The sequence below is a fragment of the Psychrobacter sanguinis genome, assembly GCF_020736705.1.
Lineage (GTDB): Bacteria > Pseudomonadota > Gammaproteobacteria > Pseudomonadales > Moraxellaceae > Psychrobacter > Psychrobacter sanguinis.
Window position 1 is genome coordinate 2,421,578 of sequence record NZ_CP085990.1, and the last position, 12,772, is coordinate 2,434,349.

At 41.9% G+C, this 12,772-nt stretch carries 12 protein-coding genes and 2 tRNA genes; 11 read left to right on the top strand and 3 right to left on the bottom strand.

What is annotated here, in order from left to right; all coding sequences use genetic code 11:
- Nucleotides 1-272 precede the first annotated feature (272 nt).
- Nucleotides 273-707 carry a COG4315 family predicted lipoprotein gene (locus LK453_RS10275; RefSeq protein WP_007395002.1) on the bottom strand — a complete coding sequence of 145 codons (435 nt, stop codon included), beginning with the start codon at nucleotides 705-707 and terminating at the stop codon, nucleotides 273-275.
- 317 nt (nucleotides 708-1,024) lie between these two features.
- Here LK453_RS10275 and LK453_RS10280 point away from each other — a divergent pair, with 317 nt between their 5' ends.
- From LK453_RS10280 to LK453_RS10325, 10 genes are all read left to right on the top strand, one after another.
- On the top strand, nucleotides 1,025-1,648 hold the full coding sequence (locus tag LK453_RS10280) for an SOS response-associated peptidase family protein (protein ID WP_052628384.1): 624 nt from the start codon (nucleotides 1,025-1,027) through the stop codon (nucleotides 1,646-1,648).
- A 208-nt stretch (nucleotides 1,649-1,856) separates the two neighbouring features.
- Nucleotides 1,857-2,489 carry a cytochrome b/b6 domain-containing protein gene (locus LK453_RS10285; protein ID WP_201536675.1) on the top strand — a complete coding sequence of 211 codons (633 nt, stop codon included), beginning with the start codon at nucleotides 1,857-1,859 and terminating at the stop codon, nucleotides 2,487-2,489.
- Between the two features lie 66 nt (nucleotides 2,490-2,555).
- Entirely contained in the window at nucleotides 2,556-3,239 is a 684-nt protein-coding gene (locus LK453_RS10290) for a response regulator (protein WP_007394998.1), read from the top strand.
- A 98-nt stretch (nucleotides 3,240-3,337) separates the two neighbouring features.
- The gene (locus tag LK453_RS10295; RefSeq protein WP_201536672.1) at nucleotides 3,338-4,894 is read left to right on the top strand and encodes an ATP-binding protein; all 1,557 of its coding nucleotides are present in this window, start codon (nucleotides 3,338-3,340) and stop codon (nucleotides 4,892-4,894) included.
- A 359-nt stretch (nucleotides 4,895-5,253) separates the two neighbouring features.
- On the top strand, nucleotides 5,254-5,919 hold the full coding sequence (locus LK453_RS10300; protein WP_007394996.1) for a hypothetical protein: 666 nt from the start codon (nucleotides 5,254-5,256) through the stop codon (nucleotides 5,917-5,919).
- Nucleotides 5,912-6,352, top strand: a complete 441-nt coding sequence (locus tag LK453_RS10305) for a hypothetical protein (protein WP_007394995.1) — start codon at nucleotides 5,912-5,914, stop codon at nucleotides 6,350-6,352. The genes LK453_RS10300 and LK453_RS10305 overlap by 8 nt, the downstream gene beginning before the upstream one ends.
- Nucleotides 6,353-6,438: 86 nt before the next feature.
- Nucleotides 6,439-7,566, top strand: a complete 1,128-nt coding sequence (locus tag LK453_RS10310) for an FAD:protein FMN transferase (RefSeq protein WP_201536669.1) — start codon at nucleotides 6,439-6,441, stop codon at nucleotides 7,564-7,566.
- 57 nt (nucleotides 7,567-7,623) lie between these two features.
- Nucleotides 7,624-8,361, top strand: coding sequence for a ferric reductase-like protein (locus LK453_RS10315; RefSeq protein WP_227674375.1), 738 nt, complete (start codon nucleotides 7,624-7,626; stop codon nucleotides 8,359-8,361).
- Nucleotides 8,362-8,405: 44 nt separating this feature from the next.
- On the top strand, nucleotides 8,406-9,401 hold the full coding sequence (locus tag LK453_RS10320) for a phosphatase PAP2 family protein (RefSeq protein ID WP_201536654.1): 996 nt from the start codon (nucleotides 8,406-8,408) through the stop codon (nucleotides 9,399-9,401).
- Nucleotides 9,402-9,659: 258 nt separating this feature from the next.
- Nucleotides 9,660-10,592, top strand: coding sequence for a lantibiotic ABC transporter permease (locus tag LK453_RS10325; RefSeq protein ID WP_201536651.1), 933 nt, complete (start codon nucleotides 9,660-9,662; stop codon nucleotides 10,590-10,592).
- A 325-nt stretch (nucleotides 10,593-10,917) separates the two neighbouring features.
- Here LK453_RS10325 and LK453_RS10330 read toward each other — a convergent pair.
- Nucleotides 10,918-10,994 (bottom strand) — tRNA-Asp (locus tag LK453_RS10330).
- A gap of 40 nt (nucleotides 10,995-11,034) precedes the next feature.
- Nucleotides 11,035-11,110, bottom strand: a tRNA-Val gene (locus LK453_RS10335).
- A 405-nt stretch (nucleotides 11,111-11,515) separates the two neighbouring features.
- On the opposite strand from LK453_RS10335, the gene ftsY reads away from it, so the two are divergent.
- Nucleotides 11,516-12,739, top strand: a complete 1,224-nt coding sequence (gene ftsY / locus LK453_RS10340) for a signal recognition particle-docking protein FtsY (RefSeq protein WP_007394979.1) — start codon at nucleotides 11,516-11,518, stop codon at nucleotides 12,737-12,739.
- The last annotated feature ends 33 nt before the right edge of the window (nucleotides 12,740-12,772 follow it).

The following is a 12,772-nucleotide window of genomic DNA, read 5'->3' on the forward strand; positions in this document are numbered from 1 at the left end:
TTATCTATCTCACAAAATCGCTTTCTTATTTATATTAACCTTCAAACGCATGCTCTACTTTCAATAAACACAGGCTGCTTTCAATAAAATGATATTACTATAAACATCTATTGTGAGGTAGGGAATACCTAGATATGATGATTAAAATATAAATTATAAACGCTAAATAGCACAACGCTCAGACAACTTTAAGTTTGTCCGAGCGTTAGAGTAAAACCGATCTGAACTAATAACGAATGGGATACGAGCTAAGTTATTATCTCAGAAGATGATTACTGGGCTTTAACCACATCCCAAGTACCAAATTTACCGTCACCATTTTTATCGCCTGGCTTAGTATCATTGGCATAGAAATATAAAGGTTTGCCATTCATTGCCCACTGATATTTTCCATCATCACGTTTAATGGTAGTAAATTTACCGTTTGTGGTTGAGGCTTTAGGTGCCAAAAATGCAGGCCAAGCAACAAGACATGCCTTGCCACAATTTGATTTATTTGGTTCGTCTTTATCATAAGTATAAAGCGTCATATGGTTGGTCGAATCAACCAATACGCCATTCATCTTAGTCACAGGTGCTGAGTTGTTTTGCATAGCGTGAACATCATGCGTGCCTGATGAGTCTTCGCCAGCTACGTTTTTTAAAGTAGTACAACCCGAAAAAGCCATCGTGCCAGCGATCACAGAGGTAATTAATAAAGCTTTCATGATTTTATCCTTAGTTAAATTAGAATCGTCCTATATCTTATAAATGCCGGCATTAAGAATTGAACAGTCAATTTTTTAATACTTTATTGGAAAAACACCAAAAGGCTTTAATGATTTGATAATAGAGGGTTTCGCGTTAAGAAACCGTTAAGGTGATGTAAAGTTTTTTTATACTTTATCGCATATCGGTTCTTTATTTAAAACAGTGACTAAAATTCTTTTAATATTGTAACCGGTGAATATTATTAAATAACTGTCGAATAAACTACTAAATAGCCTTTCGACCCTCAACAATAATGTTTAAAAAAGGAATAAAAATGTGCTCAAACTTCGAACCTGCCAGCCCCAAGCAAATAGAATCTATCGTTAATCAGCAGCTAGAGCTGGATTTCAACTATAAAAAGCGGGTTTATCCCAAAGACTTCTGTCCTATTTTGATTCCTACCGTAGATGGGGTGAAAGTGGTCAAGGGTCATTTTGGGCTTAGCCCCAAATGGGCGAGTAATCCAGTGGATTATGCCACTTACAATGCGCGACTTGAGTCGATAGAAGATAAAAAGACCTTCAAACCTGCCTACACTCACAATCAGTTTTGCTTAGTACCCATGAGTGCCTTTATGGAGCCATATTATCCTAGTGGCGATAGCGATAATAACGAATGGCAACGGATTTATCAGACCAACGGGGAGCCATTTACCATCGCCGGCATGTACGAGTACAATGACCATTTTAATGAGCCCGTGCATAGCTTTACGTTGCTGACCCATAATGCCGATGATGAGCCTTTTATGAGTCAGTTTCACAAACCCCAAAAAGAAAAACGTTCGATATATTTGGTAGCACCTGATAAACGCGAAAAGTACCTACAGGCGACACGCAGTCAAATTACCAACCTTATAAGTATCATAAAGGCTGATGACTTTAAATTTGAAGGGGTGTAAGTAGTTTATTGAAACGCAATTATCTATGATTCCGCTTATCTATTATTATCAATCGATAATGACTTTCCTAAGATTGTCTTAAGTTTCATCTGTTGTAATACGCTCATGACACAGTCACGGTGGATGCTTCATTAACTATAGAGAGGCATCCGCACGCTGACTTACTAGACGCTATTTATACTGTAGTAAGCTTAAGGAATCTCTCATCATGAACCAAGAATCTAGCAAAAATGACCTAAAAAATCTCGCTAACTCTAATTTTTCAGCCTCTGAATCCGTTATTGCTTCTAAGCAACCATTACAAGTGAAGGTCTGGGACATTTTAGTCAGGTTTACTCACTGGGCAGTTGCCGCCGGTGTCATTGCCAACTTAGCCTTTACCGAAGATGGTAGCGATATTCACCAGTATGTCGGTTATACAGTAGTGGCGTTGGTAGTAATACGCCTTTTATGGGGACTGGTAGGCACTAAATATGCCCGTTTCAGCGACTTCTTTCCGACACCCACACTAGTTAAAAACCATCTAAATGAGCTTAAAGCCCAACATCTTAATAATCAAAGTGTTAAAACTGAGCATTTGGGTCATAATCCCTTAGGGGCACTGATGATGTTTGCCCTTTGGGGTGCTATCATCGGTCTAGGATTGTCCGGTTATTTGATGGAATCACGAGTACTAGGAAACAAAGATTTGTTTGAAGGCATTCATGAAGTATTGGCAAATAGCTTATATGTGTTAGTGCCACTGCATGTGATATCGGCCATCGTTATGAGCCGTCTACAAAAGCAAAACCTTGTCAAATCCATGGTTACTGGTAATAAAACAGTTAATAAAACTGAATAAAGTTAAAATTGTATTTATCGTTAGGTGTTATCTAGTTTAAAGAAAGTGGCTAGAATAAGGACTCTTATGGCACGGGTATTATTAATAGAAGACGACAGCACTATTGCAGAAGGCTTAATCTTAGGCCTCAAAAACCATGGCATAATGGTGGACTGGTTCAGTGATGCAAAGCTGGGAGAATTGGCGCTGCAAGAGTCGATGTTTGATGCTGTGTTGTTAGACTTGACGTTGCCAAATGGTGATGGGATGTCGGTCTTAAAGAGCTGGCGTGACAAGAAGATAGATACGCCGGTGTTGATTATTACGGCTCGTGATGCCATTGCTAATAGGGTGGCCGGACTTAATGCTGGTGCAGATGATTATCTGGTCAAACCGTTTGCGCTCGATGAGGTAATTGCGAGGCTACAAGCATTAATGCGCCGCAGTCAAGGTCGAATCTATCCTGAAATTCGCTTTGGAGAGTTGGTCTATTATCCTCACAGTCAGCAAGTGACTTATCAAGGACAGTCGATTGACTTGACCACAAAAGAGGTGGCCATATTGGAGCAAATGATGACTCAGCCACAAAAGATTCATAATCGGGCCAGCTTAGAGGACAAACTCTATGGTTGGCAACAAGATATTGAGAGTAATGCTATCGAGGTTCATATTCATCATTTGCGTAAAAAACTGGGCAATGATTTTATCTTGACCAAGCGCGGCATTGGCTATTATTTAAATCCTAGCTATCAGCACAGTCCTGCTCAGTAAGTTGTCTTTTATTTATTGAGCTATATTTATTAAGCTTTATTGAGTTGTATTTATTGAGCCAAATTTATCGACTGATAGCGCTAGCCTAGAATCCCTATATGAAAAGTATTCAGCAACGACTGTTAACCTCATTATTAATCGGCTTGCCACTGTTGTGGCTATTAACGTCAAGCTTTGTGGCTTGGCGTTTTTGGCATGAAATCAGTGAAATTAATGACACTCAGATTACTCAAGTGGCACGCTATTTGGTAAGTATCGCCAGTGATGAGGACCTTGAAGGGGACTACGAGAAAAAGAAACAAGAAAATAAGAAATATAAGTCAAAGAGTGATGACCATGACAAACAAGAGGGTTCCGAGAAGGATAAAGATGACGCTGACTATGAGGATGACCATCACAATGCTAGGATCTATAAATTAAAGCAGAGCGAGCTGTTAGGTAATTTAGGTGACGCAAAAGATGACTATATGGGATTTGCGATTTGGGATAGCAAAGGTCGATTGCTGATGGCGGATGAAAACGGTGAATCTTTTGCTTTTATAGCCGATCAACAGGGATTTTTGGAGCGAAAAAACAGAGCCTATCGACGTTTGAACCCTTTTAGTCGGCGGTGGCGATTGTTTTATATTCACGATGATAACTTTAGTCAGCACGATGGCCGAGTGATTGCCGTCGGTCAAAACCTCAAAGTACGTCGAGAGATGATTGTTAATACTTTAATGTTGCAAATTTTGCCAATGTCGCTTGGATTATTGGCGTTTATAGGATTGGTGATCTGGTCGGTTCGACGCGGTTTTGCGCCCTTAACTAAGATTAGTGAGACGTTAAGCACCCACCTACCGCAAGATGCCAGTCCTATTGACGCTGAAGTGCCTAAGGAAATTCAGCCGTTGGTCACTGCTCTAAATGCGCTATTTGTCAAAGTGGCCGATACCTTAGAGCGTGAACAACGCTTTACAGCCGATGCCTCACATGAGCTTCGCAGTCCTTTAACCGCACTCAAATTACAAATAGACCTGCTACAACAAAAATTAATGCAACAGCAAATATCACAAGCCAATGAGGCGACGCTCGATGATGATCTGCTTTATCATACCCAGCGCATTAGCGAGGGTATCGATAGAGCAAATCACTTAGTAGAGCAACTGCTAGCCCTGGCCAAACTTGCCCCACAGCAGCAGCTACCAAAATCAGAGTTACAGCAAGTAGACTGGTTAAGTCTGACCAACGAGGTGTTGTCTTATAGCAACCGTCAAGCCAGAGAGAAGAACATTCAATTAAAGCGCTCAATTGACGGGGATAATGCGGCTGATATCCTACCCATTGAGATCAATCCTACCTTATTCAAATTACTGCTGCGTAATCTAATAGATAATGCGATTCGCTATAGTCCTGAGGGCAGTGTGGTTGAACTGAAATTAAGCCCACGGTCCATTACCGTTATCGATAATGGACCTGGCGCGCCTGCTGATCAGCTACACAGATTAAGCGAACGCTTCTATCGCCCAGCTGGACAAAACCAGCGGGGTAGTGGCCTAGGACTGTCTATCGTTCATCAGATTGCAGAGCTTCACGGATTACAGCTCAAGTTTGGAAATCGGCCTCTACCAGAAACTGGATTTGTGGTGACTGTCAGCTTACCTGAGGCTAAATAGTCCTAATGAGCTAAGTAGGCTAAATAAGCTAAGCTAAGCGAAGTTAGGCTAAAGAGCTGCCAAGCAAACCCAATTGTAAATAGATCTAATTTTAAAAAAGTCCAACCTTAAGCAAACTCAGCTTCAAGTAAGCTGAGCGTTAAGTCCCTCAGTTCATAATCTGTGTAAGTTCAAAATATCCGTAAGTTTTAAATAACAATCGTAGCCTTCTAATCAACGGCGCTCAGAGTAATCACTGAACCGTGCCTGCTAGTATTTTAGTCTGGCGTTATTGTTTACTAAATTTATTTTCTCTTAAGTTTCAGTTAATTTTCATGACATAAGATACTTCCAATCAACAACGAATTGGAGTATTTGTCATGAGCACCCCTGTGTTAAAACCTTTACTAAAGCCTTTATTAATCCTACTAGGCACCGCCTCAATGATCTTCTTTGGCGGCATCATTGCTCTGAGCCTACCAGAATCTAGCTTAAACGCTAAAGACACTGCTGAAAACCTTATCAATCGCGTCAATGGTTTCGATAGCGTTAATAGCCCAGATAGCCCAGGTAATACGGATCAGCCAGCAAATTTAGCAACCTCTCAAACCAATATTGTGCCTACCAGCGCGGCCACTACCATAACCGCGCAGCAAGCGATGGCGGTAGCTTCACAATATCTACCCAATGATAACTTACAAGCGCCTATTGAATTGGTCAATTACAACGGGTCTGCTGCCTATGAAGTGCCTCTCAGTAGCGGGCCAGTCTACGTTGATGCTTGGTCTGCTCAACTGTTGAATCCTCCTGCCACTACTGTGGTTAATGGCAAACAGTATGAAAGGGAAGACGACGAAGCGGAACATCATGAAGATGAAGAGCATCATGAAAGAAAGCACAAAGACAAGCATAAAGAGGACAGACGCAAAGCGCATCGCGATGAGCACGATGAAGAGCGCGCTCTACTGATGGTGGCAGATAATCGTCATCATAAGAAATCAGAATATGCGAACAGAGATCATGATGAGGAGAGTTACGATGACTAATACACCTAGACTTGCTAAAACGGTTGGCAACAAACCAATAAAGAGAGCGACAAAGCAATCAGCAAAAAAAGCGGAGTCTTATCTTGGGGTTAAGACCGCAATTTTGATGCTGTCCATTATCGGTACGATGGGCGGCTGGCTGATGCTATTAAATCAAGAGACAAACTCTGCCCAAGTAACGGATCAAAGCACTGTAAGCTTTGATCAAGTGGTAACCGATACTAATGTTGTACCCGATACTAATTTGGCTAATTGGGACGAGGAAATGGCCAAGCCGATGACGGTGAGCATGACCACTACTGCTGGCGAGAGTCTGACTAACAACGCGTCAAACCAGAACATCGATATCAGTCAATTACGTCAAGTTAATGAGGCGGCCCCAGTACCTAGTGCGCCTGTTCGAGTGGTCGCGCGAACCCAATCTTCTCGCTAAAAACCCAATCGTCTTGCTGAAAACCTAATCGTCTCACTAACAAATGAGCATTTTAAATAGAAAAAATCAAAAAACGGGAGTCAGCTATGAATCAGCCGCCTTTATTTATTGAAACACTGGCTCTTAAAGCAATGGGGTGTTATATCCAAGTGCATTTAGACATGACGGCTATTAAATCCTCTCATTCAGAGGTGCAGATTGAGCAGCAATTAATACAGCTTAAGCAAGATATTGAGCACACCTTGTCCCATTGGGAACAGATATTTAGTCGCTTTAAGGACAGTAGTGAGTTGATGCGCTTAAATCGATTTACTCAATGTTGTGAGCCAGAAAGTCAGTGGTTTACAGTGAGCGCTGAGTTATTTGAGGTATTAAAGCTGGCTGTATCTTTCATTGATAAAACTCAAGGGCTGGTAACCCCAACTTTATTGCAGGCACTGTGTGACCTTGGCTATTCTCAATCCTTTGAAACGCTAACGAATGTCTTAGTAAGTGATCAGTCTCTCTCAGTTGAGCATTTTCAACATGCTAGAGATATCGAATTTCGTGTATTGGCTGATGGCAGTCATCAGTTAAAGCTGCAGAGGGGGATGAGCTTAGATTTAAATGGCTATGTTAAAGGGTGGGCAGCGACTAAGTTGGCTGAGAAAATCAGCTCACAGCATCCGTGGCAAATGCCTTGTTTGGTCGATATGGGTGGAGATATCGCTATTGGTGTACCTAGTACAGATAATGGCAGTACATTATCAAGTAGTCAGTTAGTTAATAGTCAGTCAACTAATAGTCAGTTAATTAATAACAAGTCACCCAATTGGGGAGTGGCTATTGCTAGACCAAATGCGCTTAACACAGAAGATGAGAAGCTTAGTGAGTATCAAGCGTTAGGCATTGATTTAGCAGTTGTGGCATTGGATAAGGGCGGTATCGCGACTTCTGGACAAGATTATCGGCGCTGGAAGTGTCATGACCAGTGGCGGCATCATCTTATTAATCCTCAGACTCAACAATCAGCCATTAGCGATGTGCTAAGTGCCACGGTTATCGCTGATAATACGCTTGAGGCGGAGGTATGGGCAAAGTACTGTGTATTAGTGGGAGCGTCTGAGGCGATATCATGGTTAAACCGAAATAACTTAGCAGGTTTGATTGTAGACACAAGTTATCAAGTCGTCACCTCACATAAAATGACCTCGACCATGATTGCTACTTCATAAACACAAACACAAGGCTATAAGATTTTTAGCCTCAAGATTATTATTAGGAGGGTCAGCATGGCCAATCATCTTAAGTCACAGTCTCTATCTCATCTGAGCCTGCATAACAAGCTGTTAAACAGTGGTAAGTTTTTTGTCACTAAAGCTCTAAAAGCCATCGGCGGGCTGTTAATCATAATAATAGGGATGGGCCTTGGGGTATTTTTTCTATTAAATTGGGGGCCACAAGTGGCAGACTTACTGTCGCAAACTGATAAACACGCTTGGTATTTGTCGCGTGCTAGTGGCTTTATTGCCTATACGCTATTTTGGTTAACTATGGTTTTTGGGTTGCTATTAAGCACCAGGCTAAGCTCCCAACTGGGCCGATATTTCACAGCAAGCCGACTCTTTGTGTTGCATCAATTTACCAGCCTTGTCGCTATTGGCTTTGCAGGTTTTCACGCGCTGATTTTGTTGGGAGACGGCTACCTTAATTTAAGTATTGGGCAAGTATTGGTACCTTTTGGTTTTCAGACAGATACCATAGGGGTTGGCTTAGGTCAGATTGGCTTTTGGTTGTTGTTTATCTGTGCCATGAGTTTTTATGTTAAATCTTATTTGGGTCAATCGGTCTGGCGCTTGCTGCATTTCTTAACGTTTATGGCCTATATGTTGGTCAGTATCCATTTGTTTGCGGTGGGGTCAGACAATCAAGCTTTACCCCTTTTAGTATTCTATGCGTTAAGTCAGAGTTTAGTCTTCGTGTTAATAGGATATCGACTGTGGTTACTTAATCTGCGACAATCAGCCTAAAATTTATATTCCCACCAAAACGTGCCAGAAAAAGAACCTTTCGTATGATTAATTTAATTGAAACCCATCAGCAGTTGTTCACCTTAGGCAGTCTGCTTTTATTGGTGGTTATTGTTTTGTGGAGCGTGCAGTACCTCATTATTCGTTATGGTAAACAATTACTGGCTCAGGAAATGGAGTACTGGGGAAGGTTTAAACAGCGTTTTGAGGTAGACAAACGACGGCTTCAATTTAAGACCCGTTACCCTAAAGTCTATCACTTTTTATCACAAAGGCTTCATGTAGAGCACTTTTATGGTCTGCCTTTGACTGTGTTGTTGTTGGTCATGGGCTATATTTTGGCTTTGTTTGTTGGGCTCGTTGAAGATGTGGTCACCTCGGATTCAATCGTGGCCATGGACCACTTTGTGTCGCAGCAAATGAGTGTGCTGAGTGACTCGGCGGTGGTCAATTTCTTTATCGTCGTTACCAGTTTTGCCTCCACACCGCTTACTCTGTTAGTCGTGTTACTGACGGGTATCGTATGCTTTGCCATTCGCCAACACTATCTATTGATTGGTTTTTTGATATCAGTGATCGGTAGCTCTGCCTTTACCTATTTGAGCAAGCTGTTATTTCATCGAGATCGACCCGTAGATATTCTACTGCACGAGTCAACTTTCTCCTTTCCAAGTGGACACGCGACGGTTACGGTAGCCCTATATGGGTTTATTGCTTATATGGCCATTCGTTTTAGTCGAGATTTTGGCAGGCAAGTACGGATATTGGTGACCACGGTCTTTCTTTGTGTCTTGGTAGGCCTGAGTAGAATTGTCTTAAATGAACATTATCTAAGTGATGTAATGGGCGGCTATTTGGTCGGTGCATTATGGTTAACGGCGGCGATTAGTGTGACGGAATGGCTCAGAGCCAAAGGCAAAATCAACTGGCAAATACAGTGGTCTGCTTCTCAGCTACGTTTGGTTTGGCTCAGTGCTATTAGTGTCTTAATCGGTGCCTTCATCTATGCCAATCTTTATCAATTTCCTTTGTTACTGTGATTCTTGTTAAAGCAAATTGTGCTTAAAGCGTTTAATTGATAAAAACAAGCTGTTCCCAAATCTGATGAATGTCATCGGCTTTCGCTGCTTAATAAAAATAAACTAGCAAATACTATTATATTTGTAACTTATGCAGAATCATTGTATAACGTAGGGTCTGAAAAATAGGGATTGTTTAGACACTATGGCTTTTTGCTTTGCACAACATAGTTATGAGTCTAAATAAGCGTTAGTTTAAATTAAGTTTTAGGAAAGGCCATGCTTCGTTTTATAGCGCGTCATAGTACGTTAATTATGCCACTTTGCGCCGTTGTGGGCTTTATTTTTCCAGACTTATCCAATGAAGTATTGGCCTATTTACCTGAAGTGCTGTTTTTTCTAATGTTTTTTACCTTATTGGGGATTGATCAATATGCACTGTTAAAGCGTATTGCGACACGATATGTCTGGAGCTTTGCAGTGCTACAAAGTGCGGGCATGAGCCTAATTTTAGTATTAATCAGTTATGCACTCGGTGTCCGTGGCGACTTACTGTTGGCGATTGCGGGGCTTGGTGCCACTGCGCCTTTGTTTGGGAGTGGGGCACTGGTCAATGCCGTGGGCTTTGATGCCCAGCTGGCCATGGCAAAAACGATTGCGGCTACGCTGGTTATGCCTTGCACCTTATTGGGCGTATTGTGGTTATTGGGCGATAAAAACGCTCATTTAGATCTGGTTACTTATGTCCAACGCTTGGTGGTTTATATCATTATGCCCATGGTACTTGCGGTGCTGGCACGCCACTTCATTGCCCCTGCTGTTTTGTCTCGCTATTATCCCAAGATTGGGCAGTTTAATATTTTACTGCTGCTGCTATTTCCACTGGGGTTAATGGCTGGGTTTCGTGAGACATTTGATCACAATCCATGGCAGGCGTTTTCCCTACTAATGCTCAGCTCTGTGTTAGCGTTGTTCTTTTATTTCAGCGCTTATTTTGTATATCGACGTTTTGGCTATGAAAATGCCATTGTCGCAGCGATAGTGTGTGGCGGGCGCAATGTATTATTGGCTTACACTATCACTGTTCCGTTTATGGGTGCCCTATTTTTACCGTTATTGGGTGCTTTTCAACTCCCTGCGTTCTGCCTGCCACTACTCGGTAAATATATGGTCAAACATCATAAGCAACGTCAACAGTCACTTTCTGGATAATACACACTGTTTATGCTCACTGATACCGCAATTAGCCACCTACCACTGCATTAATCTAAAAGACTTGCCAATCAGTATGGTATGGTTAACCGTAGGTTAATTAAGGTATAAGCAGAAAATAATAAAGAGCATTACTGTTTTTTTATGAGTATTTGCTTTAATAAAATTGATAAGAGGATAGAGAAGGCTAAAATATCAATAAAGAAATAGGGCTATATAAGTAGGAGAGAAAAGAGGGTAGTTTAAAAATTAACAGACATAAAAAAACCTCAAGTAAATTAATACTTGAGGCTGAAACTTTGTTTTAAAAACCAGTTTTAAAATATGGCGCAGCGGACGGGACTCGAACCCGCGACCCCCGGCGTGACAGGCCGGTATTCTAACCAACTGAACTACCGCTGCTTAGGTCGCTTTAGAATATTTAACCACTCTCTAAAATAAGTGGTGGGTGATGACGGATTCGAACCGCCGACATTCTGCGTGTAAGGCAGACGCTCTACCAACTGAGCTAATCACCCTGAGAAGCGTTAAGAAAACGTCTGGGAGACGTTTTTAGCTTCGCAAGAGCCAAGCTGTGCTTGGCTAAAAGCTATAATACCTATCACAATTAAAATAAATATTATTAATTGCGCAAGAGAATTTGCATATACCGCAAATTCTAAAGGCTTAACTTCCTGCACAAATCAAACGTTATATATCGTCTGAATGTAGGAGCGTATTATATACATATATCAATATCTGTCAAATTTTTTCTGCAAAAAAGTGGAAAAAAGTTAAATTTTTGATTTTAGTAGCCTTAGTAAGGGGATTTATCAAGGTTTGAGGCAATTATGGTAAACTAGGCAACAATAATAACATTTACCAAATAATCGTTTATTAAACCACTTAATCCCCTATAAAAACCCTTATAAAAAGAGAGGCCCATGAACAATTCAAATAATCCGACTCGCATCATCATTGACCTAGATGGTAGCTTAGATGAGCTAGATGATGACGACATCACACTGCCGGACCTGCCCAGTGCAGAAGATATCCCTATTATTGAGACGCCACGTGTAGAGCAGCAACGAGAGGTGACTCCTGCATCAACGTTACCGCCTGAGTCAAAACCAGTTGAGCCAAAGCCGGTAGCACCCGCAGTACAGCAAACCACTGCAGATACACAGCCATTGACCCAGACCAGCGCCCAGAAAGCTCAACAGGCTGAAGAAGATAAAAAACGGGGCGGTTGGTTCTCACGTATGAAGTCGGGCCTCACTAAGTCACGTAAGAACTTAGCCGAAGGTGTGGCTAACATCTTAATCGGTGGTAAAGAGATCGATGATGAGCTGCTAGAGGAAGTCGAAGATCAGCTATTGGTCGCCGATATTGGGGTAGAAGCCACAGATAAGATTATCAAGAGTCTGACTGAGCAAACCGCACGTGGTGATTTGATTTACTCACACTCTTTGTATAAAGCCTTGCAAAAAGAGTTGGTTGAGATTTTGGAGCCCAAAGTAGCGCCCCTGATTATCGATACCTCGAAGAAGCCTTTCGTTATTTTGGTGGTTGGCGTAAACGGTGTGGGTAAAACCACTACCATTGGTAAACTGGCAAAACGCTTACAAGCCGAAGGTAAATCAGTGATGTTAGCAGCCGGTGATACCTTCCGTGCCGCCGCCACTGAACAGCTTCAGATCTGGGGTGAGCGCAATAATATTCCAGTAGTGGCTCAAGGTCATGGTGCCGATAGTGCCTCAGTAGTATTTGATGCGATGCAGTCAGCGAAGGCCAAAAATATCGATGTCCTAATTGCTGATACTGCGGGACGCTTGCAGAACAAAACTCACTTAATGGCCGAGCTTGAAAAAGTAGTGCGTATCATGCGCAAATCAGATCCGACAGCACCGCACGAAGGTATGATTGTACTTGATGCGGGTACCGGTCAAAATGCCATTAATCAGGTTAAAATCTTCAATGACGCTGTTCCGTTAACCGGTATCACCATTACCAAGCTTGATGGCACTGCCAAAGGTGGTGTAGTGTTTAATATTGCCAATACCACAGATATCCCAATCCGCTATATCGGTGTGGGCGAGTCTATTGATGACTTACGTGCCTTTAGTCCGAAGCAGTTTGTGGCAGCATTGTTTGAAACCGATGAATAATAGGCTTATGTCTATCTCAAAAAGTAAGCTTTA

Bases quoted from the DNA above. Each gene is read 5' to 3' on its own strand.
- LK453_RS10290 (WP_007394998.1), top strand. From the start codon at position 2,556: ATGGCACGGGTATTATTAATAGAAGACGACAGCACTATTGCAGAAGGC.
- LK453_RS10275 (WP_007395002.1), bottom strand. From the start codon at position 707: ATGAAAGCTTTATTAATTACCTCTGTGATCGCTGGCACGATGGCTTTT.
- ftsY (WP_007394979.1), top strand. From the start codon at position 11,516: ATGAACAATTCAAATAATCCGACTCGCATCATCATTGACCTAGATGGT.
- LK453_RS10320 (WP_201536654.1), top strand. From the start codon at position 8,406: ATGATTAATTTAATTGAAACCCATCAGCAGTTGTTCACCTTAGGCAGT.
- LK453_RS10325 (WP_201536651.1), top strand. From the start codon at position 9,660: ATGCTTCGTTTTATAGCGCGTCATAGTACGTTAATTATGCCACTTTGC.
- LK453_RS10280 (WP_052628384.1), top strand. From the start codon at position 1,025: ATGTGCTCAAACTTCGAACCTGCCAGCCCCAAGCAAATAGAATCTATC.
- LK453_RS10315 (WP_227674375.1), top strand. From the start codon at position 7,624: ATGGCCAATCATCTTAAGTCACAGTCTCTATCTCATCTGAGCCTGCAT.
- LK453_RS10300 (WP_007394996.1), top strand. From the start codon at position 5,254: ATGAGCACCCCTGTGTTAAAACCTTTACTAAAGCCTTTATTAATCCTA.
- LK453_RS10305 (WP_007394995.1), top strand. From the start codon at position 5,912: ATGACTAATACACCTAGACTTGCTAAAACGGTTGGCAACAAACCAATA.
- LK453_RS10285 (WP_201536675.1), top strand. From the start codon at position 1,857: ATGAACCAAGAATCTAGCAAAAATGACCTAAAAAATCTCGCTAACTCT.
- LK453_RS10310 (WP_201536669.1), top strand. From the start codon at position 6,439: ATGAATCAGCCGCCTTTATTTATTGAAACACTGGCTCTTAAAGCAATG.
- LK453_RS10295 (WP_201536672.1), top strand. From the start codon at position 3,338: ATGAAAAGTATTCAGCAACGACTGTTAACCTCATTATTAATCGGCTTG.